Origin of the sequence: Kribbella sandramycini (genome assembly GCF_013131805.1) — a bacterium.
In the GTDB taxonomy this organism is placed as follows: domain Bacteria; phylum Actinomycetota; class Actinomycetes; order Propionibacteriales; family Kribbellaceae; genus Kribbella; species Kribbella sandramycini.
The window spans coordinates 840302-866735 of record NZ_JABJRC010000003.1; the positions used below are offsets into that span (position 1 = coordinate 840302).

General features: G+C 68.0%; 27 protein-coding genes. 21 read left to right on the forward strand and 6 right to left on the reverse strand.

The features are described 5' to 3' along the window. Positions 1 to 20: 20 nt before the first annotated feature. Entirely contained in the window at positions 21 to 533 is a 513-nt protein-coding gene (locus tag HPO96_RS17545) for an ester cyclase (protein WP_171674506.1), read from the forward strand. Positions 534 to 578: 45 nt separating this feature from the next. Continuing rightward, positions 579 to 1355, forward strand: a complete 777-nt coding sequence (locus tag HPO96_RS17550) for an enoyl-CoA hydratase/isomerase family protein (protein ID WP_171674507.1) — start codon at positions 579 to 581, stop codon at positions 1353 to 1355. A gap of 53 nt (positions 1356 to 1408) precedes the next feature. On the opposite strand, the gene HPO96_RS17555 is transcribed toward HPO96_RS17550, so the two are convergent. Then, on the reverse strand, positions 1409 to 1564 hold the full coding sequence (locus tag HPO96_RS17555) for a DUF6131 family protein (protein WP_171674508.1): 156 nt from the start codon (positions 1562 to 1564) through the stop codon (positions 1409 to 1411). A 181-nt stretch (positions 1565 to 1745) separates the two neighbouring features. On the opposite strand from HPO96_RS17555, the gene HPO96_RS17560 reads away from it, so the two are divergent. The 4 genes from HPO96_RS17560 to HPO96_RS17575 are packed head-to-tail and all read left to right on the forward strand — an operon-like array spanning position 1746 to position 4463. Beyond that, positions 1746 to 2099: a YciI family protein gene (locus HPO96_RS17560; RefSeq protein ID WP_238355270.1), complete on the forward strand. Its 354-nt coding sequence runs from the start codon at positions 1746 to 1748 to the stop codon at positions 2097 to 2099. Then, a complete protein-coding gene (locus HPO96_RS17565) occupies positions 2096 to 3301 on the forward strand; it encodes a DUF6596 domain-containing protein (RefSeq protein ID WP_171674510.1) in 1206 nt (401 codons plus the stop codon). Before HPO96_RS17560 ends, HPO96_RS17565 begins: the two co-directional genes overlap by 4 nt. A gap of 36 nt (positions 3302 to 3337) precedes the next feature. Beyond that, entirely contained in the window at positions 3338 to 4021 is a 684-nt protein-coding gene (locus HPO96_RS17570; protein ID WP_171674511.1) for a hypothetical protein, read from the forward strand. A 52-nt stretch (positions 4022 to 4073) separates the two neighbouring features. After that, the gene (locus HPO96_RS17575) at positions 4074 to 4463 is read left to right on the forward strand and encodes a RidA family protein (protein WP_171674512.1); all 390 of its coding nucleotides are present in this window, start codon (positions 4074 to 4076) and stop codon (positions 4461 to 4463) included. Here the strand turns inward: HPO96_RS17575 and HPO96_RS17580 are convergent. Beyond that, positions 4460 to 5011: a DUF4240 domain-containing protein gene (locus tag HPO96_RS17580; protein WP_171674513.1), complete on the reverse strand. Its 552-nt coding sequence runs from the start codon at positions 5009 to 5011 to the stop codon at positions 4460 to 4462. The genes HPO96_RS17575 and HPO96_RS17580 overlap by 4 nt on opposite strands. A 46-nt stretch (positions 5012 to 5057) precedes the next feature. Then, complete coding sequence (locus tag HPO96_RS17585) at positions 5058 to 5861, reverse strand: alpha/beta fold hydrolase (RefSeq protein WP_171674514.1); 804 nt, start codon at positions 5859 to 5861, stop codon at positions 5058 to 5060. A 79-nt stretch (positions 5862 to 5940) separates the two neighbouring features. Between HPO96_RS17585 and HPO96_RS17590 the strand changes: the two genes are divergently transcribed. Next, a complete protein-coding gene (locus HPO96_RS17590; RefSeq protein ID WP_171674515.1) occupies positions 5941 to 6573 on the forward strand; it encodes a TetR/AcrR family transcriptional regulator in 633 nt (210 codons plus the stop codon). A gap of 93 nt (positions 6574 to 6666) precedes the next feature. Here HPO96_RS17590 and HPO96_RS17595 read toward each other — a convergent pair whose 3' ends face one another. Further along, positions 6667 to 7701 (reverse strand): LacI family DNA-binding transcriptional regulator, encoded by a 1035-nt coding sequence (locus tag HPO96_RS17595; protein WP_337796683.1) that lies wholly within the window; start codon positions 7699 to 7701, stop codon positions 6667 to 6669. A 183-nt stretch (positions 7702 to 7884) separates the two neighbouring features. Between HPO96_RS17595 and HPO96_RS17600 the strand changes: the two genes are divergently transcribed. The 12 genes from HPO96_RS17600 to HPO96_RS17655 are packed head-to-tail and all read left to right on the forward strand — an operon-like array spanning position 7885 to position 22696. Next, entirely contained in the window at positions 7885 to 9381 is a 1497-nt protein-coding gene (locus HPO96_RS17600; RefSeq protein ID WP_171674516.1) for a sugar ABC transporter ATP-binding protein, read from the forward strand. Next, on the forward strand, positions 9378 to 10388 hold the full coding sequence (locus HPO96_RS17605; protein ID WP_171674517.1) for an ABC transporter permease: 1011 nt from the start codon (positions 9378 to 9380) through the stop codon (positions 10386 to 10388). Before HPO96_RS17600 ends, HPO96_RS17605 begins: the two co-directional genes overlap by 4 nt. Next, complete coding sequence (locus HPO96_RS17610; RefSeq protein ID WP_171674518.1) at positions 10378 to 11343, forward strand: ABC transporter permease; 966 nt, start codon at positions 10378 to 10380, stop codon at positions 11341 to 11343. The genes HPO96_RS17605 and HPO96_RS17610 overlap by 11 nt, the downstream gene beginning before the upstream one ends. Positions 11344 to 11354: 11 nt before the next feature. Beyond that, positions 11355 to 12413, forward strand: a complete 1059-nt coding sequence (gene rhaS, locus HPO96_RS17615; RefSeq protein WP_171674519.1) for a rhamnose ABC transporter substrate-binding protein — start codon at positions 11355 to 11357, stop codon at positions 12411 to 12413. Further along, on the forward strand, positions 12413 to 12730 hold the full coding sequence (locus HPO96_RS17620) for an L-rhamnose mutarotase (protein ID WP_171674520.1): 318 nt from the start codon (positions 12413 to 12415) through the stop codon (positions 12728 to 12730). Before rhaS ends, HPO96_RS17620 begins: the two co-directional genes overlap by 1 nt. Positions 12731 to 12732: 2 nt before the next feature. Further along, entirely contained in the window at positions 12733 to 13890 is a 1158-nt protein-coding gene (rhaI, locus tag HPO96_RS17625; RefSeq protein WP_171674521.1) for an L-rhamnose isomerase, read from the forward strand. Continuing rightward, entirely contained in the window at positions 13890 to 15908 is a 2019-nt protein-coding gene (locus tag HPO96_RS17630; RefSeq protein WP_238355153.1) for a bifunctional aldolase/short-chain dehydrogenase, read from the forward strand. Before rhaI ends, HPO96_RS17630 begins: the two co-directional genes overlap by 1 nt. Beyond that, on the forward strand, positions 15905 to 17296 hold the full coding sequence (locus HPO96_RS17635) for an L-fucose/L-arabinose isomerase family protein (RefSeq protein ID WP_171674523.1): 1392 nt from the start codon (positions 15905 to 15907) through the stop codon (positions 17294 to 17296). The genes HPO96_RS17630 and HPO96_RS17635 overlap by 4 nt, the downstream gene beginning before the upstream one ends. 56 nt (positions 17297 to 17352) lie before the next feature. Next, positions 17353 to 18687, forward strand: a complete 1335-nt coding sequence (locus tag HPO96_RS17640; RefSeq protein WP_337796684.1) for a rhamnulokinase — start codon at positions 17353 to 17355, stop codon at positions 18685 to 18687. Continuing rightward, positions 18684 to 18920: a helix-turn-helix domain-containing protein gene (locus tag HPO96_RS17645; protein WP_171674525.1), complete on the forward strand. Its 237-nt coding sequence runs from the start codon at positions 18684 to 18686 to the stop codon at positions 18918 to 18920. The genes HPO96_RS17640 and HPO96_RS17645 overlap by 4 nt, the downstream gene beginning before the upstream one ends. Before the next feature lie 51 nt (positions 18921 to 18971). Further along, complete coding sequence (locus tag HPO96_RS17650) at positions 18972 to 22148, forward strand: family 78 glycoside hydrolase catalytic domain (protein WP_171674526.1); 3177 nt, start codon at positions 18972 to 18974, stop codon at positions 22146 to 22148. 50 nt (positions 22149 to 22198) lie between these two features. After that, the gene (locus HPO96_RS17655; RefSeq protein ID WP_171674527.1) at positions 22199 to 22696 is read left to right on the forward strand and encodes a type II secretion system protein; all 498 of its coding nucleotides are present in this window, start codon (positions 22199 to 22201) and stop codon (positions 22694 to 22696) included. Positions 22697 to 22731: 35 nt separating this feature from the next. On the opposite strand, the gene ilvA is transcribed toward HPO96_RS17655, so the two are convergent. Further along, positions 22732 to 24036: a threonine ammonia-lyase IlvA gene (ilvA, locus tag HPO96_RS17660; RefSeq protein WP_171674528.1), complete on the reverse strand. Its 1305-nt coding sequence runs from the start codon at positions 24034 to 24036 to the stop codon at positions 22732 to 22734. Positions 24037 to 24266: 230 nt separating this feature from the next. Between ilvA and HPO96_RS17665 the strand changes: the two genes are divergently transcribed. Then, the gene (locus HPO96_RS17665; RefSeq protein WP_171674529.1) at positions 24267 to 25133 is read left to right on the forward strand and encodes an HIRAN domain-containing protein; all 867 of its coding nucleotides are present in this window, start codon (positions 24267 to 24269) and stop codon (positions 25131 to 25133) included. A 103-nt stretch (positions 25134 to 25236) separates the two neighbouring features. Next, positions 25237 to 25470, forward strand: coding sequence for a hypothetical protein (locus HPO96_RS17670; RefSeq protein ID WP_171674530.1), 234 nt, complete (start codon positions 25237 to 25239; stop codon positions 25468 to 25470). Position 25471: 1 nt separating this feature from the next. Here HPO96_RS17670 and HPO96_RS17675 read toward each other — a convergent pair whose 3' ends face one another. Continuing rightward, a complete protein-coding gene (locus HPO96_RS17675; RefSeq protein ID WP_171674531.1) occupies positions 25472 to 26362 on the reverse strand; it encodes an RNA polymerase sigma-70 factor in 891 nt (296 codons plus the stop codon). Positions 26363 to 26434: the final 72 nt, after the last annotated feature.

Consider the following 26434-nt stretch of genomic DNA (forward strand, 5'->3'; position numbering starts at 1 on the left):
TCTAATACTAGGGGGATCCGATGGACACCACCACGACAGCGGACCTGGCCGTTCGCTGTATCCAGATCATGGCCGACGGCGAGTACGCCGACTTCGCGCGGCTCGTCCATCCGGACGCCGTCAACCGGGAGCGGTTCGCCGGGCCGCCCGAGTGTCGCGGCGTCGGTCCGGAGTCCTACTACGCGACGGCGCTCTGGTTGCGGGCCGCGTTCAGCGAGCTGGCGTTCGAGGTTCGGCACGTCGTCACGGAGGGGGAGCTGGTCGTCATCAACACGACGATGAGCGGCCGGCACACCGCGCCGTTCGCGGTCTACACCGACGATGGCGCGGTCAAGTCGGTCTTCCCGCCGACCGGGAAGACGTTCGCGACGGAACGATCGCACTGGCTGCGGGTGCAGGAGGGGCAGATCGTCGAGCACTGGGCGAACCGGGACGACCTCGGTCAGGCTGAGCAGCTCGGCTGGGTGCCGCCGACGCCGGGCTACCTGATCCGGATGGCGCGGGCGAAGTCGCGGGTCAAGCGCGGGATGTGATCCACCAGGCGGCGGCCGGGAGCGCCTCCTGGTTGACTGCCCGGTATGGACGACCTCGGGTTCCAGATCCGCAGTGGTGTGGTGGCTCGGCTGGTGATCGACCGCGTGCGCAAACGCAACGCGCTGACCCGTGCGATGTGGGAGGCGCTGCCGGGGCTGCTGGCCGAGCTGGCCGCGGACGACGAGGTCAAGGTGCTCGTCGTCACTGGTGCCGGTCCGAGCTTCTCGGCGGGTGCTGACATCAGTGAGCTCATTTCGGGCAGTGATCCGGCCGATCCGATGGCAGAGCTGCGCGCATTCAACCTGCGGGCGCAGGAGGCGTTGCGGGAGTTTCCGCGGCCGACGATCGCCATGGTCCGTGGGCACTGCATCGGCGGTGGGCTGGAGATAGCGGTGAACTGCGACTTCCGGTTCGCTGCGCGCGGTTCGTCGTACGGCGTGACGCCCGCACGGATCGGTGTGGTGTACCCGCCCGCCGCTGTGCGCGTACTGCTCGATCTGGTCGGTCCTGCGACGACGAAGTACCTCTTGTTCAGTGGAGACCTGCTGAGTGCCGAGCAGGCCGAACAGAAGGGTCTGGTGGACAGAGTGGTCGACGACATCGACCTGGAGTCCACTGTCGACGAGTTCGCAGCGACTCTGGTGTCACGGTCGCAGCTGACCATTCGCTCGGCCAAAGAGACGGTCAACGCGTTGCTGGCCGGAGCGGACGCCGACAGTGCCGCACTGGCTCGCTACCGCGAGACCATTGCGAGTGGCGAGCTAGCTGAGGGCATCAAAGCCTTTACAGAGAAGCGTTCTCCGCGCTTCCCCTGGACGTGATGCGGCCCCGCAGACCACTGGTCCGCGGGGCCTCCCCGTTTGCATCCTTGGGATCAGTACCAGTGCCTTCGGCCGCCGATGGCGCGTCCGGTGGAGCCGAGCAGGAACAGCACGGCGCCGACGACCAGCAACACGATGCCGATCGTCCACAGGATCGAGATCTTCAACAGGAACCCGAGCAACAGCAAGATCAGCCCGAGGATAAGCATGGAGCCTCCTTATGAGGGCCGCCGGGCGGGGAAAGTGGCGGCCGGACATCTAGTGCCCACTGGACGGCGGTGCAATCTCCAACAGGTGTTTGATGTCGAAGACGAACGCTCGGCCACGACGTACCGGTATCAGGGGGTCACAGCGGCCTCCCCGAGCGTCAGGATGGTGCCTGTGAAGTACATGCTGCTGATCTACAGCAACCCGGAGAGCTGGGCGAGCCTGTCGGCCGAGCAACGCGACGGGCTGACCCGTGCGCACGCCGACCTCTACAAGGAGCTGGACGAACAAGGGCTGCTGGTAGCCGGTGCTGGTCTGGCTGACCCCATCACGACCCGGACCGTGACGATTCGCGACGGCGTCACAGCGGCGACGGACGGGCCGTACGCGGAGACCAAGGAGCATCTGGCCGGCTTCTACCTGGTCGAGTGCGACGACATCGACCAGGCGATCGGTTACGCCGCGCGGATGCCGGACGCGGAGTACGTCGCCGTTGAAGTGCGGCCGGTGATGGATTCGTCCGGGCTGGAGATGTGACCGACGTCGAGCTGCTCCTGCGTGAGCAGGCGCCACAGGTCCTGAGTGCGCTGGTTCGGCACTACGGCCATTTCGACCTGGCCGAGGACGCCGTCCAGGAGGCTCTGCTCGCTGCGGCGCAGCAGTGGCCCGAAGAGGGACTGCCGGACAACCCGCGCGGCTGGCTGATCAGGGTCGGCTCGCGGCGGCTGATGGATCTGCTGCGCAGTGAGTCAGCTCGACGACGCCGTGAAGAGGACGCCGGGCAGTTCGTTGCCGACGTCCCCGAAGTACCTGCGCAGGACGACACACTCACCCTCTTGTTCCTGTGCTGTCACCCCGCTCTGTCCGCGGCGTCGCAGATTGCACTGACCCTACGTGCGGTGGGCGGTCTGACCACCGGACAGATCGCTGCGGCGTTTTTGGTGCCGGAGTCGACGATGGCGCAACGCATCAGTCGGGCGAAGCGCAGCATCAAGCAGGCGGGTAGCACCTTCGAGATGCCGCCGGCGGCGGAGCTGGATGCGCGGATGAGCGCCGTACTGCATGTTCTGTACCTCATCTTCAACGAGGGCTACACAGCCTCGTCCGGTACGGCGTTGCACCACGCGGAGCTCACCACTGAGGCCATCCGGCTGGTGCGCGGCGTACGGCGGTTGCTGCCGGACGACGGTGAGGTGGCGGGACTGCTGGCGCTGATGCTGCTCACCGACGCCCGCCGAGCCGCGCGTACGACGGCGGACGGCGCACTGGTCCCGCTGGCCGATCAGAACCGGTCGCTGTGGGATCAGGACGCCGTCGTCGAAGGTGAGGCGCTGGTGTCCGACGCGCTGGCGCACACCCGGCTCGGCCCGTATCAAGTGCAGGCCGCGATCGCAGCTGTGCATGGGACGGCGAAGAAGGCCGAGGACACCGACTGGCGCCAGATCGTCGCGCTGTACGACGTACTCGAGCAGCTGGTCGACAACCCGATGGTGAAGCTCAACCACGCGGTGGCGGTCGGGATGGCGGTTGGGCCCGCGGCCGGCCTCGCCGTACTCGAACCACTCGAGTCCGACGGACGAATCACCGAGCACCACCGGCTGGAGGCCGTACGGGCGCATCTGCTCGAAATGGCCGGCGATCCGGTCGCTGCGCGCCAGAGCTATCTACTGGCAGCTCGGCGGACGACGAGCGCACCGGAGCGCGACTATCTGCAGGCCAAGGCGGACCGGCTGGGCTGAGTCGCAATAGCCCCGCAGATGTGTCAGGTTGGAGGTGTGGACCTCACCAGGGCGTCGCTGCTGCGGGAGATGCTGAGCGGCACTGAGCTCGGCAGCCGGACGCGGGACTTCGGCCACTCCCTACGGCGCTACACGACGCGGACCGGCGGCCTAATGCTGTTCGGCCCGGTCGACGACGAGCCGTGGCACCTCACCGCCCACCTGGACGACGAACTGCACCGAGCCGGTGTCGAGGACGCCCGTCCGTCGCTAGTCCGCTGGGCGCCCCCACCGGACGCACCGCCGCACCTGGCCATCGGTCTGGACCGTCTGCGGGACGCCGGCCGTGGTGAGTCGCTCCTGGTCGTCGCCGAGACTGAGCCGCCCGACACCCTGCTCGAGCGAGTCAGCGACGTACGCCGTCGCGGTACGACCATCTTCAGCATCGGCAACGGCGACAAGGAGCTGTCGTCGCTCAGCCACGAGGTGCTCGTTCCGGAGCTGTTGGTGCCGGACGGCTTCGGCTGGTCGACGCGCCGCGTCAGCTACGAGTACGACGACCAGGAGCCGGACGAGTACGACGTACAGCCCGAGACGGCTGTCGAGTCGCCGTCCGCCGAGGGCTTCGAGATGGCGCAGCATCTGGTCAGCCTGGCCGCCGCCGACGAGGACGCCGGCCAACCCGCCTGGCGCCGCCGCCTCCGCTCCGCGATCGAAAGACTTGGCGGCGAACCGGGCTAGTCACTGACCTGGCTAACTGGTAGAACTCTTCCAACAGGTTAGGGGAGTTCGAATGGTTGAGATCACCCAGCTGGATCCGCCGGTGCTGCCCGGTTCGACGGGCCAGTACACGCACGGCGTCCTCGTGGCCGGCGGCGAGCGGACGGTCTACGTCAGCGGCCAGGTGCCGTGGGGTGACGAGGACGGCCGCATCCCACCGGACTTCGAGTCGCAGTGCCGGATGGTCTGGCGCAACGTCCTGGCCGTCCTCGGCGAAGCGGGTATGGACGCGCGCAACCTGGTCAAGGTCAACACCTACCTGTCAGACCGCCAGTACCGCGCCGAGAACGCCAAGATCCGCGCAGAGGTACTCGGCGACCACGCACCGGCGCTCACCATCGTCATCTGCGACATCTACGCCGAGGAATGGCTCCTGGAGATCGAAGCCATCGCAGTGGCCTAGGAGTCCAGGTAGAGCACGGCAAGTCGAGGCAGGTGGTCGTGGAGCTCGGCCTCGTCGTCGAAGTCGATCTCCTGGCCGGCCGGCAGATCCGGCGTGTCTGGTGCCTCCGCCTCGACCGCCTTCCAGTACGCCGCATCGTCACCCGTCACGTTCTTGTACGCATGACTCCCGACGTGCAGCATCCCTTCGCCGTCGAACCCCTCGAACCCCTCCGGCCGATCCTCGTCCACCACATCGGCGAGTGAGTCCGGCTCCGCCATCGCCGCCTCCCACACCTCCCGCCCCTGCGCGACCAGCCACCCCCGGAACGAGTCGAACCCATCCTCCGACCCACCCCCATTGATCAAGTACGCAGCCGCCCACAGATCCCACCGGTACGACTCGGCCAGCAACCCCGCCAGCTCCACCCCGAAGCCCGCGATCTCCTCAGCCCCAAGCCCACCCAGCACCCGCGTCAACGCGTCCGCAACCCCATCCGGGTCCGCCGCGGAGTCATCCACCTCGCCGCGCGCACCCTCCACCAAACCCCAGAACCCATCCCTGTCCACCCCCAAAGCGTCTCACCGACCCAGCCGCTAGGGGAGGGCTGAATCGTCACAGGGTCTTGGTGAAGGTGCGGAGGGCGGTGGCTAAGGCGTCGGGGGTGGTGGAGTGGTTTTCGCCGGGGACGGGGAGGAGGGTTGCGGTGGGGAGGTGGGTGGCGACGGCTTGGGCGCCGGAGATGAGGGTGGGCCAGGTGTCTTGGCCGTACATGACCAGGACGGGGGCAGTGACGGTGGACCAGCGGTCGGTGGGGAGGGGGTTGCCGGACATGGTGGTGCCCATGATGCGGCCGTCGTAGGAGATGGTGTGGGCTACGTCGACTACGGGCTGCCACATGGGGGATTGACGGATGCCGGCGACCATTTCGGGTGGGAGGCCGACGGCGGCGGTCATGAAGAGTTCGGCGGCCAGGTCGGGGTTGCCGGCGGCGATGTGCGCTTCCAGCTGTTCTACGTAGTCGGTGGGCAGAGGCGGGCGGCTGTCGTCGACTACTACTGGCGGCTCGAACATGACGACGGCGCTGACGGGGAGGTCTGCGGTCGCGGTGTCCAGGGCGAGTAGTGAGCCCGAGGAGTAGCCGAGGACGATCGCGGGCGCGCCGGCGTGCTCGATCAGGGCTGCGATGTCCTCGATCTCGCGCTGGACGGCGTACGGCGCGGTGTCGGTGCTCTGGCCGCGGCCGCGCCGGTCGTAGGTGTACGTGCGGAACTCGCTCTGCAGCAGCTCGGCGAGCTCGGCGTTCAGTGGGTTCACGGCCGGGTGGGCGGTGGCGCCGTCGACGACGATCAACGGCTGCCCGACGCCGCGGACGTCGAAGTGGATGGTGGTGCCGTCGGCGGACGTCACGGTGCTCATGGTGTTTCTCCTCAGCGAGTCGGGAACTAGACCGTACAGTACCCAGCAGAAAACTAGACTGTCCAGTATGATTTCGGCCATGGAGCAAACAGGGCGGACGGCGACCAAGCGGCGGGCGATCCAGGTCGCGGCCACCGAGGTGTTCCTCCAGCACGGCTATCTCGGCGCGAGTATGGACGAGGTCGCGGCCAAGGCCGGCGTCTCCAAACAGACCGTCTACAAGCAGTTCGAGAACAAGGAGCGGTTGTTCGCCGACATCGTGCTCGGCACGAACGACCAGCTCGCGGTCAACCTTGCCGCCGCGTACGCCGAGACACTGGAGGGCGCCACCGACGCCCGCGAAGCCCTGCGTGCGTTGGCGTTCCGGCTCCTCGAGAGCTTGACCGCCGACCACGTCCTGCAGCTGCGGCGGCTCGTGATCGCCGAGGCCGATCGCTTCCCCGAGGTCTGCGGCGCGTGGTTCACCCGCGGTTTCGAGAAGTCCCTGGAGACCCTTGGGCAGGCGCTCGCCGGCCTCACCGGCCGCGGTCTGCTCCGTGAGCTCGACGACCCGACGCTCGTCGCGTACCAGTTCGCCGGGCTGGTCATGTACAAACCGATGAACCGCGCCATGTTCGCCGGCACCCGCGTCCGCCCCGAGCCCGGCGAGCTCGACCGCATCGCCGACAGTGCAGTGACCGTCTTCCTGTCGTCGTACGGGGCGGACCGCTAACACTCACCAACTCGGTCGACGAGCACGGCGTCACGCTCAGGAGGTCGCCGTAGCGGGCGCCCGGCGGTAGTTGGTGAGTGGGGGAGATCCGCCCTACCCGGCGCCCGAGGTTGACGTGCGGACGACGAGCTCCGGGGTGAAGATGACGCGCTGGTGCTCGTGGTCGGGGTTGGCCGACTCGTCGAGCAGCAGCTCCGCCGCCGTCCGCCCGAGGAGCTGCCGCGGCTGCCGGACGGATGTCAACGGTACGGCGGCCGCCGCGGCGAACTCGATGTCGTCGTAGCCGACGATCGCCAGATCCTCCGACACCCGGATGCCGAGCGTCACGCACTGCTGCAGCAAACCCAACGCCAGCAGGTCGTTCGCACAGAACGCCGCCGTCGGACGCCGAGCCGCGGGCAGCCCGGCAAGTCGTTGCCCTGCGCCCCTACCTTCGGCGACCGTGAGCGCGCCGGTGTTGATCTCGATCAGATCGCTCGCGGGCCGGCCCGCCTTGCGCAGCGCCGCCCAGCCGCCGGCTCGCCGGTCGGTGACCTGGCCGATCGTCTCCGGGCCGCCGACGTACGCGATCCGCTCGTGGCCCAGCTCCAGCAAGTGCGCGATCGCGAGCTCGCCGCCGAGGACGTCGTTCACCGCGACCGAGCAGTGCTGGTCGTCGTCGATCGCCCGGTCGACCACGACCACCGGCGTTCCGCGGGCGGGCAGGTTGCGCAGCCGGGACGAATGCTGATCGATCGGCGTGATCAGCACCCCCTGAACCCGTTGCTGCTCGAGCAGATCGAGATAGTCGGCCTCTCGGGAGGCGTCCTCGTTGCTGTTGCAGAGGAAGACCGACAGGCCGGCCGCGCGGGCCGCCTCCTCGACGCCCTTGGCGACGTCGGTGAAGAACGGGTTGCCCGCGTCGAGCATCAGGTACGCAAGGATCCGGCTGCTGCCCGCGCGGAGCTGGCGGGCCGACTCGTTCCGGACGAAGCCGAGCTGGGTCATCGCCGCCTCGACCTTGGCGCGGGTGACCGGGCTGACCATCTCGGGCCGGTTCAGCACATTCGACACCGTGCCCAGTGAGACCCCGGCCGCGGCGGCGACCGCCTTCACTCCGGCGGTCTGCCCACGGCGCTCGGATACCACGCCTACCTCCCCGCATCAAGGTCTCAGTTGAAACGTCTTAGTGGACCGAAGCCTACCCCTTGAGGAGCGGTGAAACCGCTGATGTCCCCCGAATGAGTGGTCCACCTCTTGACGCCCGCGATCCCTCGCCCGTACTTTCCTCATCATCACTTGAAACCTTTCATAACCATCAGGAGGTGACCGTTGACCGCTCTGCTCCGCATCCGCGGCGTGTCCAAGTCGTTCGGCGCGGTCGCCGCCGTCCGCGATGTCTCCTTCGACCTGTACGCCGGTGAGGCGCATGCCCTGGTCGGCGAGAACGGCGCCGGGAAGTCCACGATCGTGAAGATGCTGGCCGGTGTGCACCGGCCCGACAGCGGCGCCCTCGAGCTGTCCGGCACGCCGCTCGCCCTCGGCGGGCCCGCCGACGCGAAGGCGGCCGGGATCGCGGTCATCTACCAGGAGCCGACCCTCTTCCCGGATCTCTCGGTCGCCGAGAACATCGCGATGGGCCGCCAGCCACTGGGTCGTTTCAACACGATCGACCGGGCCGCGATGGTCAGCCAGGCAGCTCGCCTCTTCACCCGCCTCGGCGTGTCCATCGACCCGAACCGCCCGGCGCGCGGCCTCTCGATCGCCGATCAGCAGCTGGTCGAGATCGCCAAGGCCCTCTCCGCCGACGCCCGTGTGGTCGTGATGGACGAGCCGACCGCCGCCCTCACCGGCGTCGAGGTCGAGCGGTTGTTCGCGGTCGCCCGGTCCCTGCGCGACGGCGGCGCGGCGCTGCTTTTCATCTCGCACCGCTTCGAGGAGATCACCGCGCTCTGCCAGCGCGTCACGATCATGCGGGACGGCCGGCACATGTCGACCGATCTGCTGGCCGACACCAGCGTCGACGAGATGGTCCGCCGGATGGTCGGCCGCGATCTCGACGCCCTCTTCCCCAAACAGGACGTCGTACCCGGCGCCACTGTGCTCAAGATCGACGGCCTCACCCGCGACCCCGTCTTCCACGACATCTCCTTCGAGGTTCGGGCCGGCGAGATCGTCGCGCTGGCCGGTCTGGTCGGCTCCGGCCGCTCCGAAGTGGTCCAGTCGATCTTCGGCGTCGACCCGCGGGACGCCGGCACGGTCGAGGTCGCCGGCAAGTCGCTGAAACCGGGTAAGCCGAAACACGCGATGGCCGCGGGTGTCGCGCTCGTTCCCGAGGACCGCCGCCAGCAGGGCCTGCTGATGGAGCTCTCGATCGAGCGCAATGTGACGCTGCCCAGATCGCGCTCGCTGTCCCAGCTCGGCTTCCTCACCGGCAGCCGCGAGCGCCGATCCGCACAGGAGTGGACCGAGCGACTCAAGACGAAGTACGGCCGGCTCTCCGACGAGGTCGGCACTCTGTCGGGCGGTAACCAGCAGAAGGTCGTGCTGGCCAAATGGCTGGCGACCAAACCCAAGGTGCTGATCGTCGACGAGCCGACCCGGGGCATCGACGTCGGCACCAAGGCCGAGGTGCACCGGCTGATGTCCAGTCTCGCCGCGGAGGGAGTCGCCGTCCTGATGGTGTCGTCGGAACTGCCCGAGGTGCTCGGAATGGCCGATCGCGTACTGGTGATGCGCGAGGGCCGCCTGGTCACCGAGCTGAGTCGCTCCGAGGCGACCGAGGAGGCCGTGATGTTCGCGGCGACCGGTCAGGAGGCGACGGTATGACGGCAGTCGAGCTGCCCGCGCCCAAACGCTCGTCCCTGGACGTCGTACTGCGAGCGCGCGAGCTGGGCATCGTCCTGGCGTTGGTGCTGCTGGTCGCGGTGACCACCATCTCCAACCCGCGCTTCCTGTCCGGCCAGAGCATCCGCGACATCCTGCTGAACACAGCGATCCTGGCCGTACTGGCGGTCGGCCAGGCCGTGGTTGTGATCACCCGCAACATCGACCTCTCGGTCGGCTCGGTCCTCGGCCTGAGTGCCTTCACTGTCGGCACTCTGCTACAGAACTATCCCGGCATCCCGGTTGTCTTCGCGCTATTGGTTGGCGCCGGAGTCGGCGCCGCATGCGGTGTTCTGAACGGTGTGCTGGTCCGCTACGGCAACGTACCGGCGCTGGTGGTCACTCTGGGCACGCTGTACGTCATCCGCGGCGTCACCTACTTCTGGGCCGGCGGTAGCCAGATCAACGCGGACGAGCTGCCACCGAGCTTCCTGAACTTCGGCACGGCCGACATCCCATGGCTGGTCATTCTGGCCGTGGTTGTCCTGGTCGTCACTGCAGTGGTCCTGCGCAGCTACCGGACCGGCCGCGAGCTGTACGCGATGGGCTCCAGCCCTCAGGCCGCGCAGCTGGCAGGCATCCCGGTCGGACGCCGTACGATCGGTGCCTTCGTCGTCAGCGGCGGTCTGGCCGGGCTGGCGGGTGTGCTGTTCGCTGCCCGGTTCGGAACGATCGACGCGGCAGCTGGCACCGGTATGGAGCTGAACGTCGTCGCTGCCGTGGTTGTCGGCGGAGTGGCGGTCTTCGGCGGCAGTGGGACGGTCTGGGGCGCAGCTCTTGGCGCACTGCTGCTGACCACGATCGGCAGCGCGCTCGCCGTCCTCGAGATCAACCAGTTCTGGCAGCAGGCGATCGTCGGCGGTCTGATCCTGCTCGCGATCGGAGCCGACCGGCTGGTCGCCGTCCGGGTCGCAGCGGGCCTGAAGAAGCGAGGCTCCCATGTCGGCTGAGCAGCTCACCGAGACCCGGATCGGCCGGCTGGCCAACTGGAACGTGGCGATCATCGCGATCACCGCCGTCGTGCTGGTCATCGCCGCCGCGAGTGTGAACAGCTTCGGCACCGCGCAGAACTTCGGCTTCCTGGTTCTCGACCTGCTGCCGATCGCGCTGGTCGCGCTCCCGATGACGCTGGTCATCGTCACCGGCGAGATCGACCTGAGCGTCGCGAGCACACTTGGCCTGTCCAGCGCGGTGATGGGCTACCTCTGGAACGCGAACCAGCCGATCGAGACGATCATCCCGGTCTGTCTGCTGCTCGGCGCGGTCCTGGGCGCGATCAACGGCTTCTTCGTCACCGTCCTCGGCCTGCCGTCGCTGGCGGTCACGATCGGCACGCTCGCGCTCTACCGCGGCCTCGCGTTCGTCGTCCTCGGCGACGGCGCGGTCGCCGACTTCCCGGCCGTCTACACCGACTGGGTGACCGGCACCATCGCCGGGACGCCGATCCCGAACGTGCTGATCGTGCTCGTCGTCCTCGCCGTGATCTTCGGCGTGATCCTGCACGCCACCCCGATCGGCCGCGCGGTCTTCGCGGTCGGCGCGAGTGAGCAGGCCGCGCGCTTCGCCGGTATCCGCCCCGGCCGGCTCAAGTTCTGGCTGTACGTCGCCAGCGGCACGATCGCCGGCCTGGCCGGTGTGCTCTGGACGTTGCGCTACTCCAGCGCCCGTGCCGACAACGGCGCCGGGCTCGAGCTGGCCGTGGTCGCCGCCGTCCTGCTCGGTGGCGTCTCCATCTTCGGCGGCAAGGGGGCACTGCCGGGTGTGATCGCCGGCGTCGTCCTCCTCGGCTCGCTGCAGAACGCATTGCGCCTGTCCGATGTTTCCAACGAGGCGTTGAACGTCGTCACCGGCGTCCTGCTGATCGCCTCCGTACTCGGCCCCAACCTGATCCGACGTCGTACCTGAAAGGACGAACCATGCGTAAGCACCTCCCCGTTGCGGTAGCGCTCCTGGCGTTGACCGCGTGCGGCGGTACGACGAAGTCGAGTACCGAGGGCCAGAACACGGCCGCTCCGCAGAGCACGGCCGGTCAGGCGAATCCGAACGCGCCCCTCAAGGAGGGGCTGAAGATCGCCTACCTGCCCAAGCAGCTCAACAACCCGTACACCGATGTCGAGGTCGGCGGCGGCAAGGTCGCAGTCGACGAGATCAAGGGCGCCTACAAACTGGTCGGCCCGAACGACGCGAGCGCGTCCTCGCAGGTCAGCTACATCAACACGCTGATCCAGCAGCAGCAGGACGTGATCGCCGTCGCGGCCAACGACCCGAACGCCGTCTGCCCGTCGCTGAACCAGGCGCGGAAGGCCGGGATCAAGGTCATCACCTTCGACTCCGACGCCTCGAAGACCTGCCGGGACGCGTTCATCAACCAGGCCACCACCCAAGGGATCGGCGAGAGCCTGGTGAAGATGGCCAGTGAGCTGGCCGGCGGCGAGGGTGAGATCGCCGTCCTGTCCGCCACCCCGAACGCGACCAACCAGAACTCGTGGATCGAGGTGATGAAGACCGAGCTGGCCAAACCCGCCAACAGCAAGCTCAAACTGGTGAAGATTGCTTATGGCAACGATGAGGACCAGAAGTCGTTCACCGAGGCCCAGGGCCTGCTGCAGTCCTACCCGAACCTGAAAGTGATCGTCTCGCCGACCACGGTCGGGATCGCCGCGGCGTCGCGCTACGTGAGCGCCTCCAGCTACAAGGGCAAGGTCGCGATCACCGGTCTCGGCCTGCCGAACCAGATGCGCCAGTACGTCAAGGACGGCACGGTCAAGAAGTTCGCGCTCTGGAACCCGGCCGATATCGGCTACCTGGCCGCGTACGCCGGCGCCGCGATGAGCTCGGGTCAGATCACCGGCGCGCAGGGCGAGAAGTTCACCGCCGGCAAGCTCGGCGAGTACACCATCGGCGCGGACGGCGAGATCGTGCTCGGCCCGCCGACCGAGTTCACCGCCGAGAACATCGACAAGTTCAACTTCTGATGAATCGTTACTGCTTCTGCCTCCAGGTCCGGCCGGATCGGCTCGACGAGTACGTCGACCGGCACCGGGACGTCTGGCCCGAGATGCAGGCCGCGCTGCGGGAGTCCGGGTGGCACAACTACTCGCTCTTCCTGCGCGCCGACGGCCTGCTGATCGGGTACGTCGAGTCCCCGGACCTGGAAGCGGCACAGCAGGCGATGGCGGCCACCGAGGTGAACACCCGCTGGCAGGCCGAGATGACGTCGTACTTCAGCGCGGGGCGGCCGGACGAGACGTTCCAGCTGCTGCCCGAGATCTTCCACCTACAAGGGGACTGACTATGACCAGCGTGACGGATGCCCTCAAGCGTCAGGAGATCGAGCTGCCTTCGTGGGCGTTCGGGAACTCCGGCACCCGGTTCAAGGTCTTCACCCAGCCGGGCGTGCCGCGGTCCCCCGAGGAGAAGATCGCGGATGCCGCCGCCGTGCACCGGTTCACCGGCGTCGCCCCGAGTGTGGCGATGCACATCCCGTGGGACAAGGTGTCCGATTACGCGCAGCTGGCGGCGTACGCCAAGGAGCAGGGCGTCCGGCTCGGGGCGATCAACAGCAACGTGTTCCAGGATGACGACTACAAGCTCGGCAGTGTCACCAACCCGGATCCCGGCGTCCGCCGCAAGGCGACCGACCACCTGCTCGAATGCGTCGACATCATGGACGCGACCGGCTCGCGGGATCTGAAGCTGTGGTTCTCGGACGGCACCAACTACCCCGGCCAAGACGACATCCAGGATCGGCAGGAGCGGCTCGCGGCCGCGCTGCGCGAGGTCTACGACCGGCTCGGGCCGGAGCAGCGGATGCTGCTGGAGTACAAGCTGTTCGAGCCGGCGTTCTACACCACCGACGTGCCGGACTGGGGTACGTCGTACGCGCACTGCCTCGAACTGGGGCCGAAAGCCGTGGTGTGTATCGACACCGGGCATCACGCGCCGGGGACGAATATCGAGTTCATCGTGGCGTTCCTGCTGCGGGTGAAGAAGCTCGGCGCGTTCGACTTCAACAGCCGGTTCTATGCGGACGACGACCTGATGGTCGGGGCGGCCGACCCGTTCCAGCTGTTCCGGATCATGAACGAGATCGTCCGCGGCGACGCGCTCGACCCGGACCGCGGGATCGCGTTCATGCTCGACCAGTGTCACAACATCGAGGTGAAGATCCCGGCGATCATCCGCTCGGTGATGAACGTCCAGGAGGCCACCGCGAAGGCGCTGCTCGTCGACCGGGACGCGTTGAAGCGGGCCCAGCTGGAAGGCGACGTGCTGGAGGCCAACGCCGTCCTGATGGATGCCTACAACACCGATGTCCGTCCGTTGCTGGCCGAGCTGCGGGAGTCGCAGGGGCTCGACCCCAACCCGCTCGCGGCGTACAAGCGCAGCGGGTACTTCGAGCAGATCGTCGCCGAGCGGGCCGATGGCCAGCAGGCTGGATGGGGAGCGTGATGGAACTCGTTGCCAGGAGCAACCGGCTGGGATCGGACCCGCGGAACACCAACTACGCCGGCGGGAACACGTCGGCCAAGGGTGTCGAGACGGATCCGGTGACCGGCCAGCCGGTCGACCTGTTATGGGTCAAGGGTTCTGGTGGTGACCTCGGCACTCTGACAGCCGCGGGCCTCGCCGTACTGCGCCTGGATCGGTTGCAGGCGTTGGTGGACGTCTACCCGGGTGTGGACCGGGAGGACGAGATGGTCGCCGCCTTCGACTACTGCCTGCACGGCAAGGGCGGTGCGGCGCCGTCGATCGACACTGCGATGCACGGGCTCGTCGACGCGCCGCATGTGGACCATCTGCACCCGGACTCCGGGATCGCGCTGGCCACCGCCGCGGACGGCGAGAAGCTGACTGCGGAGTGCTTCGGTGACCGGGTGGTGTGGGTGCCGTGGCGGCGTCCCGGCTTCCAGCTGGGGCTGGACATCGCTGCGATGCAGCGGGCCAACCCTGCCGCGATCGGGTGCATTCTGGGCGGCCACGGCATCACTGCCTGGGGTGCTACCTCGGACGAATGCGAGGCCAACTCGCTGGAGATCATCCGCACTGCTGAGCGCTTTCTGGCCGACCGTGGGGTTGCTGAGCCTTTCGGCCCGGTCGTCCCCGGTTTCGAACCTCTCGCTGTGGCTGACCGGCGGGCGCGGGCTGCCGCGCTGGCGCCGGTCATCCGTGGCCTCGCTTCTACTGACCGGCCTCAGGTCGGTCACTTCACCGACTCCGACGTCGTGCTGGAGTTCCTCTCCCGGGAGAAGCTGGCCGCGCTGGCCGCGCTCGGGACCTCCTGTCCGGACCACTTCCTCCGGACGAAGGTGCGGCCGCTGGTGCTCGACCTGCCGCCCAGCGCTTCGGTCGCCGACGTGGTGGCACGGCTGCGGGAGCTGCATGCGGAGTACCGGGAGGAGTACACGGCGTACTACGACCGGCATGCATCGGACGACAGCCCGGCGATGCGCGGTGCGGACCCGGCGATCGTGCTGGTGCCCGGCGTCGGGATGTTCAGCTTCGGGAAGGACAAACAGACCGCACGGGTCGCCGGCGAGTTCTACGTGAACGCGATCAACGTGATGCGCGGAGCGGAGGCGGTGTCGACGTACGCGCCGATCGACGAGCGGGAGAAGTTCCGGATCGAGTACTGGGCGCTGGAGGAGGCGAAGCTGCAGCGGATGCCCAAGCCGAAACCGCTCGCGTCCCGGGTCGCCTTCGTGACCGGCGCCGGCTCGGGCATCGGTCGGGCGATCGCGCTGCGGCTCGCGGCCGAGGGCGCCTGCGTCGTGGTGGCCGATCTCGATCTGGCCGCGGCCGAAGCGGTCGCGAAGGAGATCGGTACGTCGGACGTCGCCGTGGCGGTCGGTGCGGACGTCTCGTCGTCCGCGGCAGTGGAGGCTGCGCTGGCGGAGGCCGTATTGGCCTTCGGTGGGGTGGACCTGATCGTGAACAACGCGGGGCTGTCGATCTCGAAGTCGCTGCTGGAGACCACCGATCGGGACTGGGATCTGCAGCACGACGTGATGGCGAAGGGGTCCTTCCTGGTCTCGCGGGCGGCGGCGAAGGTGCTGATCGACCAGGGGCTCGGCGGGGACATCGTCTACATCTCCAGCAAGAACGCCGTCTTCGCCGGTCCGAACAACGTCGCGTACGGCGCGGCCAAGGCCGACCAGGCGCATCAGGTCCGGCTGCTCGCGGCCGAGCTGGGCGAGTACGGCGTCCGCGTGAACGGGATCAACCCGGACGGCGTCGTCCGCGGGTCTGGGATCTTTGCGAAGGGCTGGGGTGCGCAGCGGGCTGCTGTGTACGGCGTACCGGAGACCGAGCTGGGTGCGTTCTATGCGCAGCGGACGCTGCTGAAGCGGGAGGTGCTGCCGGAGAACGTCGCAGCGGCCGTTTTCGCGCTGGTGGGCGGGGACCTCTCGCACACGACTGGTTTGCATGTCCCTGTCGACGCCGGCGTGGCTGCCGCCTTCCTGCGATGAGCACCCGGGTCGGCCTGGTCGCCGGCGGACTAGGTGCCTACTGGCCGCAGTTCCCGGCGCTGCTGCCGCAGTTGCAGGCTTCGGCGCGCCGGGTGGCGGAGCGGTTCGAGGCGATGGACTGCGAGGTAGTGGACGTCGGGTTCATCTCTGATGCGCAGGAGGGCGCTGCGGCCGCGGAGAAGCTGCGGCTGGCCGACTGCGACCTGATCGTCGGCTTCCTGACCACCTACATGACGGCGTCGATGCTGGTGCCGGTGGCACAGCGGAGCGGTTCGCCGGTGCTGCTGCTGAATCTCCAGCCGACGGAGGCGATGAACCACGCAACGTTCGACACGGGTGCGTGGCTGGCGTACTGCGGAGCCTGTCCGCTGCCGGAAATGGCCAACGCCTTCGAACGCTGCGGAATCGAGTTCCGGTCGGTTTCGGGCTACCTGGAGGACGAGCGGGCCTGGACGCGGATCGACCGCTGGATCCGCGCAGCCGGCGTCCGAGCTGCGTTCCGAACCGGACGGCACGGCCTGCTGGGTCACCTGTACCCCGGCATGATGGACGTCGTCACTGACCCGACGCTGGTCTCCGCACAGCTCGGTGGGCACGTGGAGATCCTGGAGATCGATGACCTGCGGGTGCGGGTCGAGAAGGTCACCCCGGCGGAGACAGACGCGCGGATGGAGCTGGCGCGGGAGATCTTCACGCTGGACGACTCCGTGGTCGAGGAAGACTTCCGCTGGGGCGCGACGGTGTCGGTCGCGCTGGACAGGTTGGTGGAGGACTTCGACCTGACCACACTGGCGTACTACCACCGCGGTCTCGACGGAGAGATGCACGAGCGCGTCGCCGCCGGGATGATCCTCGGGGCGTCGCTGCTGACGGCCCGAGGGGTGCCCGCGGTCGGTGAGTACGAGCTACGAACCTCACTGGCGATGCTGGTCATGGAAAAGCTCGGTGCGGGCGGTTCGTTCACCGAACTGCAGGCATTGAACTTCCAGGACGGTGTGGTGGAGATGGGGCACGACGGCCCGGCTCACCTGGCCATCAGCGCCAACAAGCCGCTACTACGCGGTCTTGGCGTCTACCACGGCAAACGCGGCTGGGGTGTCTCGGTCGAGTTCGATGTACGCCAGGGGCCGGTCACACTGTGCGGGCTGGGTCAGCGGCGGGACGGTACCTTCCACCTGACTGCTTCTGAGGGCACCGTCGTCCCTGGTCCGCTCCTGCAGATCGGCAACACCACCTCCCGCGTCGACTTCAACCGGGACCCGGGCGAGTGGACCGATGCCTGGTCCGCCTCCGGCGTAGCTCACCACTGGGCTCTCGGTACCGGCCACCGCGCTGCCGACCTGCAGGCCGTTGCAAGCCTGCTCAACCTCGAACTCACCGTCGTATGAAGCGCGTCGCGGCAGTTGACCTAGGTGCCTCCTCCGGCCGCGTCATGCGTGCCGAGGTGAGCGCTGACCGTTTGGAGCTGGTGCAGGTCACCCGCTTCTGGAACGGCCCGGTCGACCTCCGCGGCTCGCTGCACTGGGACATCCTCCACCTCTACCGCTCAGTGCTGGACGGCCTTGCCGCGGCCGGCCCGGTCGACTCCCTCGGCATCGACTCCTGGGCGGTCGACTACGGCCTCCTCTCCGAGGGACAGCTTCTGGGCAACCCGTTCCACTACCGCGACTCCCGCACCAGCACCTCAGTAGAAGGTGTGACAGCTGAGGAGCTGTACCAGATCACCGGTCTGCAGCAGCTCCCCATCAACACCCTGTACCAACTGGCTGCAGAGCGCCTGCTGGGGCAGGCGGACACCCTCCTCCTCATCCCTGACCTGCTTGGGTACTGGCTCACCGGCTCGATCGGCGTGGAGCGCACCAATGCGTCCACTACGCAGTTGTACGACGTACGAGCGCGGGAATGGTCGTGCCAGCTTGCGGAGCGGGTGGGGGTGCCGGCGCGGGTGTTGCCGCGGTTGTGGGACGCCGGGGAGGTTGTGGGGTCGTGGGAGGGGACTCCGGTGATCGCGGTGGGATCTCATGACACGGCGTCGGCGGTGGTGGCTGTGCCGGCGGAGGAAGAGCGGTTCGCGTACATCTCGTCGGGGACTTGGTCTTTGGTGGGGCTGGAGCTGGCTGAACCCGTTCTCACGGAGGAAGCGCGGTTGGCGAACTTCAGCAACGAAGGCGGGGTGGACGGCCGCATCCGGTTCCTGCGCAACGTGATGGGGCTGTGGATCCTGCAGGAGTGCCAGCGCAGCTGGGCGGACGACGACCTCGGGCAGCTGCTCCGAGAGGCGGCCGCGGCCCGACCATTCGCCGTACTGATCGATCCGGACGCACCGGAGTTTCTGGCGCCCGGTGGCATGCCACAGCGAATCACTGACCACATCCGCCGTACGGGCCAAGAAGTGCCGCAGTCGCGCGGTGCGGTGGTCAGATGCATTCTCGAGAGCCTTGCGCTCGCCTACCGCCGCACTCTGCGCGCTGCGCAACAGATCGCCGACAAGCCGGTCGACGTCGTGCACGTGATCGGTGGCGGCTCCCAGAACGAGCTGCTGTGTCAGCTCACCGCCGATGCGTGCGGCCTGCCGGTGCTGGCCGGTCCGGTCGAGGCATCGGCACTCGGCAACGTGCTCGTCCAAGCTCGCGCGCTCGGCGAGCCCCTACCGGACCTGGCCGCCATGCGCGCCCTGGTCCGCTCCACCCATCACCTGCGGCGCTACACCCCGCAGGGCAAACCGGCCGACTGGGACGCCGCCGAGTCCCGGATGTTCGGAACAGGTGATTTCGCATGACCGCTCTTCCCCAAGAGCTCCGCCCGCACCGAGTACCGCCACGAGAGCTCAGCCATGATGACCTGCAGCTACTGCGCCTGCTCGCGACCGGACTGCCGGTCGACGCGGTGGCGCGCCGCCTCGGGCTGTCCGAACGTACCGTCCGCCGCCGGACCCGGATGATCTGCGACCGGCTCGGCTTCAGCACGGCGATCGAAGCGATCGTCTGGGCCGCCCGCCGCGGTCTCGTCTGACCATCACCTCTCACTCCCCGCAGTCCGCCCACTCGCTGAGGAGTTCTCGCGATGCCCCGACACCTTCGCTGGGTCTGCCTTGCCCTGGCAGCCCTGCTAGTCACCCCAGTCTCGCCCGCAGCGGCCACACCGGCCCCCGACGTCCACAACCTCCGGACCAACGCCCTCAATGAGCCACTCGGCATCGCTGCGAACGCAGCGCCCCGGCTGAGCTGGCAGCTCGACAGCGACCGCCGCGGTACCGCGCAGACGCGCTACCAGGTCCGCGTAGCCACTTCCGAGCGCAAGCTGGCCCGACCCGATGCATGGGACAGCGGCGTCGTCCGCTCCAACCGTTCGATCGAGGTCCCGTACGCCGGTGCGGCGCTGAAGCCGTACACGCAGTACTTCTGGTCCGTCCGCGTCTGGGACGAGTCCGGCCGCGCATCGGCCTGGTCCCGGGTTGCGACCTTCGAGACTGCGCAGCTGCAGCCCGCGGACTGGCGTGGTGACTGGATCGGCGCCGAGAGCCAGCCAGGTACGGAGTGGACCGACTACACGGTGGACGCCGACGTCACGGTGACCAAGGAGGCGCTCGGTATCTTCTTCCGCGGCCGCGCCGGCATCGGCTACATGTGGCAGCTCAATCAGGTCAACGGCGCCAAGCTGCGCCCGCACGTCCGTCAGCAGGGCGGTGGTTACGTCGTACTCGGTGAGATCCCGCTGAACGTCGACCTCACTCAAAAGCATCACCTGCGCATCACCGTCGCCGGTCAGACCATCACTACCTGGATTGACGGCACCCAGGTGGACCAGCGCGAGCGCACCGACCACAACGCGCCGGGCATCGTCGGTTTTCGCACGAACGGAGTCGAGAGCGGCGTTGTGCACAACCTGGTGGTGACCAACGCCGCCGGTCGCAAGTTGGTCGACACTGCGTTCGCTGCGGGCGACCAGACCTTCCCCGACGGGACCGTCCTGACCAGCGGCGGCCTGCAGGTGAAGGGCAACACCGAGCTCTGGCTGCCCGGTCCGCCGCTCCCTGTGTTCCGGCGGACCGTCACCATCCCGTCCGGTAAGAAGGTCGTCAAAGCCCGCATGTACGCCGCCGCGCAGGGCGTCTACGAGTTGAGCGTCAACGGCCGCAAGGTCGGCGACCACGAGCTCGCGCCCGGCTGGACGGACTACCGGCAACGCATCCAGTCCCAGACGTACGACGTCACTCGCCAGCTCCGCCCCGGCCAGAACGTCCTCGGTGCTGAGCTCTCATCCGGCTGGTACGCAGGCAACCTGGCGATGTTCGGCCCGCAGAAGTACGGCAGCGAGACGGCCCTCTCCGCACAGCTGCGCGTCACGTACTCCGACGGCAGCACCGACGTCATCGCGACCGACCAGAGCTGGCAGACCGCACCGGGCGCCGTCCGCGTTGCTGACCTGCTGAACGGCGAGAGCTACGACGCGCGCCGTACGCCGACCGCCTGGGTGCCAGTCACCGTCCGGCCGAGCGCTACCAGCAAGCTGGTCCCACAGATCGAACAGCCGGTCCGAGTCACCGAAGAGCTGTCGGCCAAGGCCATCGCGTCACCCACTCCCGGCAAGTACCTCTACGACCTCGGCCAGAACATGGTCGGCGTCGGCCGCTTCAAGCTGACCGGACAGCCCGGTCAGACCGTGACGATCCGGTACGGCGAGGTGCTGAACCTGGATGGCACGCTCTACACGGACAACCTGCGCGGTGCGAAAGCCACTGACCATTACACCTTCGCCACCGACCGCCCCGAGACGTACCAGCCGCGCTTCACCTTCCACGGCTTCCGGTACGTCGAAATCAGCGGACTGCCGACCGCACCACCGGCCAGCGCCATCACCGGCGTGGTGATGGGCTCTGACGGTGAACAGACCACCCGCTTCCGGACCAACTCCGCACTGGTCAATCGACTGCACAGCAATGTGGTGTGGGGTCAGCGTGGCAACTTCCTTTCCGTTCCGACCGACACACCGGCTCGTGATGAGCGCATGGGCTGGACCGGTGACATCAACGTCTTCGCCCGTACTGCGGTCTACAACCTGGACTCACAGGCCTTCCTGGCCAAGTGGCTCCAGGACCTCCGCGACAGCCAGGCCGCGGACGGCTCCTACCCCAGCGTCGCCCCAACCGTCCCGAACGCGTTCGACGGTGGACTCGGCAATGCCGGCTGGGCAGATGCGGGTGTGAACGTCCCCTGGACGCTCTGGCAGGCGTACGGCGACACCACCGTCGTCCAGGACCACTACGCGTCCATGACGAAGTATGTCGACTACCTCGCCAGCCACTCACCCGGGCTGATCCGCGGCGGTGGTGACTACGGCGACTGGCTGAACCTGGACGACCCGACGCCGGGCGACCTGATCGGTACGGCGTTCATGGCCAAGGGCGCCCGTCAGCTCAGTGAGATGGCCGCTGCGCTCGGCAAGAGCGCCGACGTGACGAAGTACCGCAAGCTGTACGACGATGTCCGGACGGCGTGGATCGGCCGCTTCGTGGCGGCTGACGGCAAAGTCGGGTCGGACAGCCAGACGGGGTACATCCTCGGGTTCACCAACGACCTGATCCCGGCCGACAAGACACAGGTAGCCGGCGAGCATTTCGCCAACACCATCCTGCGTCGGGGCACTCACCTCTCCACCGGCTTCCTTGGTGTCGACGGGCTGCTGCCTGTGCTGACGAAGGTCGGCCGGTCGGACCTCGCGTACAAACTGCTGCAGAACACGTCGTACCCCTCCTGGGGTTACGAGATCGGCTGGGGCGCGACGACGGTGTGGGAGCGCTGGAACTCGATCAACCCGGACGGGACGTTCAACGACGTCGGGATGAACTCCTTCAACCACTACGCCTACGGCGCGGTCGGTGAGTGGATGTACCGGACGCTGGCCGGGGTGTCGGCCGCCGAGCCCGGCTACCACCGCGTCCTGATCGCACCGACACCCGGTGACGGCATCACGCACTCGGACTTCGCGCTCGAGACGCCGTACGGGCAGGTGGTCAGCAAGTGGACGACGACGCCTGGTGGCGGGCTGGGACTGGATGTGACGGTTCCGGCGAACAGCAGTGCGACGGTGCGGCTGCCGGCCGCATCGCCTGCGCACGTTACGGAATCCGGACGGTCGCTGCAGCGCGCGGACCAGGTCAGCGGGATCGTCGACGAAGGATCGACCGTCGCCGTGAATGTTGCTTCAGGCACCTATCGGTTCGTGGTGCGCGCGGGTTAGCGCGGTGGGCGGCGGGGTACCGGAGGCCGAACCCCGACAGAGGAGGAACCATGGACGGAATGACCGTCCTCTGGATCGTCGTCGCCCTCGCCGTCCTCGTGATCCTGGCGGCACTGATTGCCGGCGCGTCCAAGACGTCGTCGAAACGCCGTGCCGAGCACGAGCGGCAGGAGAACGAGCGGCAGCGGCAGGAGGCGTACGAGAAGGAGCAGGAGTCGCGGATCGCCGCCGCACACGCCGAACGGCAGCACGCGGCCGCCGACGAGGTGAACGCTCGCGCGATGCGTGCGCAGGCGGAGTCCGAAGAGAAGGCCGCCGAAGCCCGCCGGCTGGCTGCTGGCGCCACTGAGCGCCGGGAGGCTGCCCGCAGTGCGGATCGCGAGGCGGACGACGATCACAGCAAGGCAGCCGACCTGATGCCGGATCACGCGCCACAGCACGTGAACGACGCGCAGACGGATGCACCGCCGGAAACCGCCGACGAGCGGCACTGGGCCGACGGGACGCATCCGAATGACCCGCGGCACTCGAAGCACACCAAGCACTGATTCGGGGGTCCCGCCGCGACGCCGCGGCGGGGCCGTCAGATCAGGTAGCGGAACTCGGGGGAGTTCGGGTTGATCCGCTCGATGTCGAGCGGCGCGGCGTCCATCCGGGCGAGCATGCCGTCGAGATCGGCGGCGCGGCTGATCTCGATACCGACCAGCGCGACGCCGGTCTCGCGGTTGTTGCGTTTGACGTACTCGAACAGGGTGATGTCGTCGTCCGGGCCGAGGGCGCCGTCCAGGAACTGGCGTAGCGCACCCGGCTCCTGCGGGAACGTCACCAGGAAGTAGTGCTTGAGCCCTTCGTGCACCAGCGAGCGCTCCACAATCTCGCCGTACCGGCTGACATCGTTGTTCCCGCCGGACAGCAGGCAGACGACCGTTTCGCCCGGCTGCACGGTCAGGCCGTTGCCCAGCGCGCTGGTCGCCAGAGCGCCCGCCGGCTCGGCGATCAGGCCGTCGACCTGGTAAAGCTCCAGCATCTCGCTGCAGACCAGCCCTTCGGGCACCGAGAGCATCTCGACCCCGGCACTCGCGACGAGCGGCAGCGTCACGTCCCCAACGCGGCGTACGGCGGCGCCGTCCACGAAGCTGTCCAACTGCGGCAGCGTGACCGGTTCACCAGCGGCTAGTGCCGCAGCCATGCTCGCAGCGCCTGCTGGCTCCACACCGACGATGCGGACGCCGGGGTGGCGCGCAGCGAGCCAACTGGCTACACCGGCGACCAGACCGCCACCGCCGACCGGTACTACTAGAACGTCTGGCGCGTGACCGAGCTGCTGCACGATCTCAACCGCCACAGTGCCTTGGCCGGCCACAGTACGCGGGTCGTCGAACGCGGGGACCATCGTTGCGCCGCTTGAATCGGCGTCCGCCAGGGCTGCGGCCGCGGCGTCGTCGTACGAGTCGCCGGTGACGATCACCTGGATCTGCTTGCCGCCGAGCGCCGCGATCCGGTCCCGTTTCTGACGCGGAGTAGTCCTCGGGACGAAGACTTTTCCGTGCACGCCGAGCGTGTGGCACGAATATGCCAAACCTTGTCCGTGGTTACCGGCGCTGGCGCACACGACCCCCGCGGACTTCGCCTCGTCGCCGAGCTGGGCGATCAGGTTGTAGGCCCCACGGAGCTTGTAGGAACGACCGATCTGCAGGTCCTCGCGCTTGAGCCAAACCTGGGCTCCGGTGCGCTCCGACAGGCGCAAATTGCGCTGCAACGGGGTCCGGACGGCGATGCCGTCGAGTCGCTCGACAGCGGCCTCGACAGCGCCCGCGCCGACAGATACTGAGACTGTTCGCGAGGGTGCTGAACCGGTTGATCGAGCGACTGAACTACTGCCCTGCATGACGTTCCTTCCCGTGCATCTGCACGATCTTCGCCGTTTCGCTCGCTCCACAAGACGATCTCCGTCCACACTGCGGACGGACGGATACCGTTGCGCAACAGAGCCTGATTCCATGCGTGAAACGGCCCTTCACGGGGCAGTCTAGTTTTCATACGCTCACTCGGTGTAACGGCCAGGGCTCTGGACGGGATGAGCCGAGTAAACCGGTCAGCGGGGACTGGAGGGCACATATGGAACTGATTCCGTTCAGTCTGTGGGGAGACGCCCTGTGGTGCGGTCAGGAAGTCGTGCGGGAGGCTCCGCACGAGCAGGCGATTCGGAGCCTGTTCCCCGACCCCATCCCAGCGCGAGGAGCAGATCTGGACACCGAGGCGGATCTCGTCCCGGAACCGCACAACCGATTCGACCCCCGATCCATCGCGGTCCGCGTTCAGGGGAAGGTTGTCGGCTACTTGCCGAGGGACGACGCACACCGGTACCACCCGGTGCTGTCGGAGCTGGTCGCACAAGGACTGCAGCCCCAGGTGCCGTGCCACCTGTGGGTGAGTGAGTGGGAGCCGGCCGACTGGGCCGGCAAAGCAGAGGACGGCACGGAGTTCCACGCCAGTGTCGCGGTCGCCCTCGGGCAACCGCACATGCTGGTCCCGGTGAACCTGCCACCGCCCGGCAGCTTCCACCTGTTACCGCCCGGCAGTGGCATCGTCGTACCGGGCAGTGAGGTGCACCCCGACGTACTCGCGCCGTTCTTCCGCCCACAGGGCGAGTGCTGGGCCTACGCCACCATGCATGCCATCGAGGAAGAGGACGACCTGCAGGACCGGCACCGGATCGTGGTCGAGATCCGCCTGGACGACGAGCCGGTCGGCCGGCTCAGCCCCCGGCTCAGCGCCGAGTTCCTGCCCGCCATCCACTACCTCTCCGACATGCGCGCCGAAACCGCCGCTCGAGTCGCCGTCCGCGGCGATCGCAGCGCATCGGAGGTGATCCTCTACGCGGCGCGGAGTCACGACCTGCCGGCCACCTGGCCGGACGGCCTGACCCGCTCCCCAGTCGCGTCCCCCCAATGGCACTACTGGGCTACGAAAGAAGCCAACTAGGCGGCTGCGCTGTACTCGCCACGCCCCGAGGTGGGTACAGCGGAGCTACTTTCTTGCACCTCACCCTGGCTCAGCGCTGCTCGGAATTGTTTAGGCTGATTGCATGGGAGTTTCGGGGGTGCCGCGGTGTCCGGAGTGTGGGGAGCCGGGGCGGCCGATCTTGTACGGGTTGCCGACGCGGCGGGCTCAGGAGGCGGCTGCGGCGGGGCGGGTTTCGCTGGCGGGGTGCATGATGCCGCCGGAGCATGACGAGTGGGTCTGCGCCGGCGGGCACGGCTGGCGGACAGGGGATCAGGAGCAGTTGGCGGCCGCGATCCGGAGTGCGATCGACGGCTGAGTCAGCGCAGGAGGGTGGTGGCGGCGTCCAGGCGGGAGAGCTTTTCCGGGTTGCGGACGACGTACATACCGGTGACGCGACCGTCGGCGAGGTGGAAGGCTGCGACTTGCTCGATCTCGCCGTCGAGGCGGATGAGCAGGCCGGGGGCGCCGTTCAGCTGGATGAGCTCGGCGGTGACGCGGCCGACGTGCTGAGGGATGCCGGCCGAGAGGATGCGGCCGACTTTGTCGGCGCCGACGATGGGGCGCAGGACGGCTTGTTTGACGCCGCCGCCGTCGCCGATCAGCACGACGTCCGGGGCGAGCAGGTCGAGGAAGCTCTGCAGGTCGCCGGTTTCGAGCGCGCGCTGGAACGCGGCCAGCGCGTCCTTGGCCTCGCTGGGTGAGATGTCGCCGCGCGGACGGCGGGACGCGACATGCGAGCGGGCGCGGTGGGCGATCTGCCGGACCGCCTCGGGGGATTTGTCGACGGCGGCCGCGATCTCGTCGTACTCGAGCGCGAAGACGTCCCGGAGGACGAAGACCGCGCGTTCGGTCGGGCGCAGGGTCTCCATGACGTGCAGCATCGCCATCGAGACCGAGTCGGCCAGTTCGACGTCCTCGGCCACGTCCGGGGTGGTGAGCAGCGGCTCGGGCAGCCACTCGCCGATATAGGTCTCGCGCTGCCGGCCGACCGTACGGAGCCGGTTCAGCGCCTGCCGGCTGGTGATCCGGATCAGGTACGCGCGGTGGTCGCGAACCGACTCCAGGTCGACGCCGACCCAGCGCAACCAGGTCTCCTGCAGGACGTCCTCGGCGTCCGCGGCCGAGCCGAGCAACTCGTACGCGATCGTGAACAGCAAGTTGCGGTGGGCAACGAACGCGGCGGTGGCCGGGTCCGGTTGGTCCGTCATGGCCGGGCTCCTTCGTCGATCGATTGCCCATCAGACACCGGCCCGGGCCGCGCCGTGACAGTGGCGCTGATC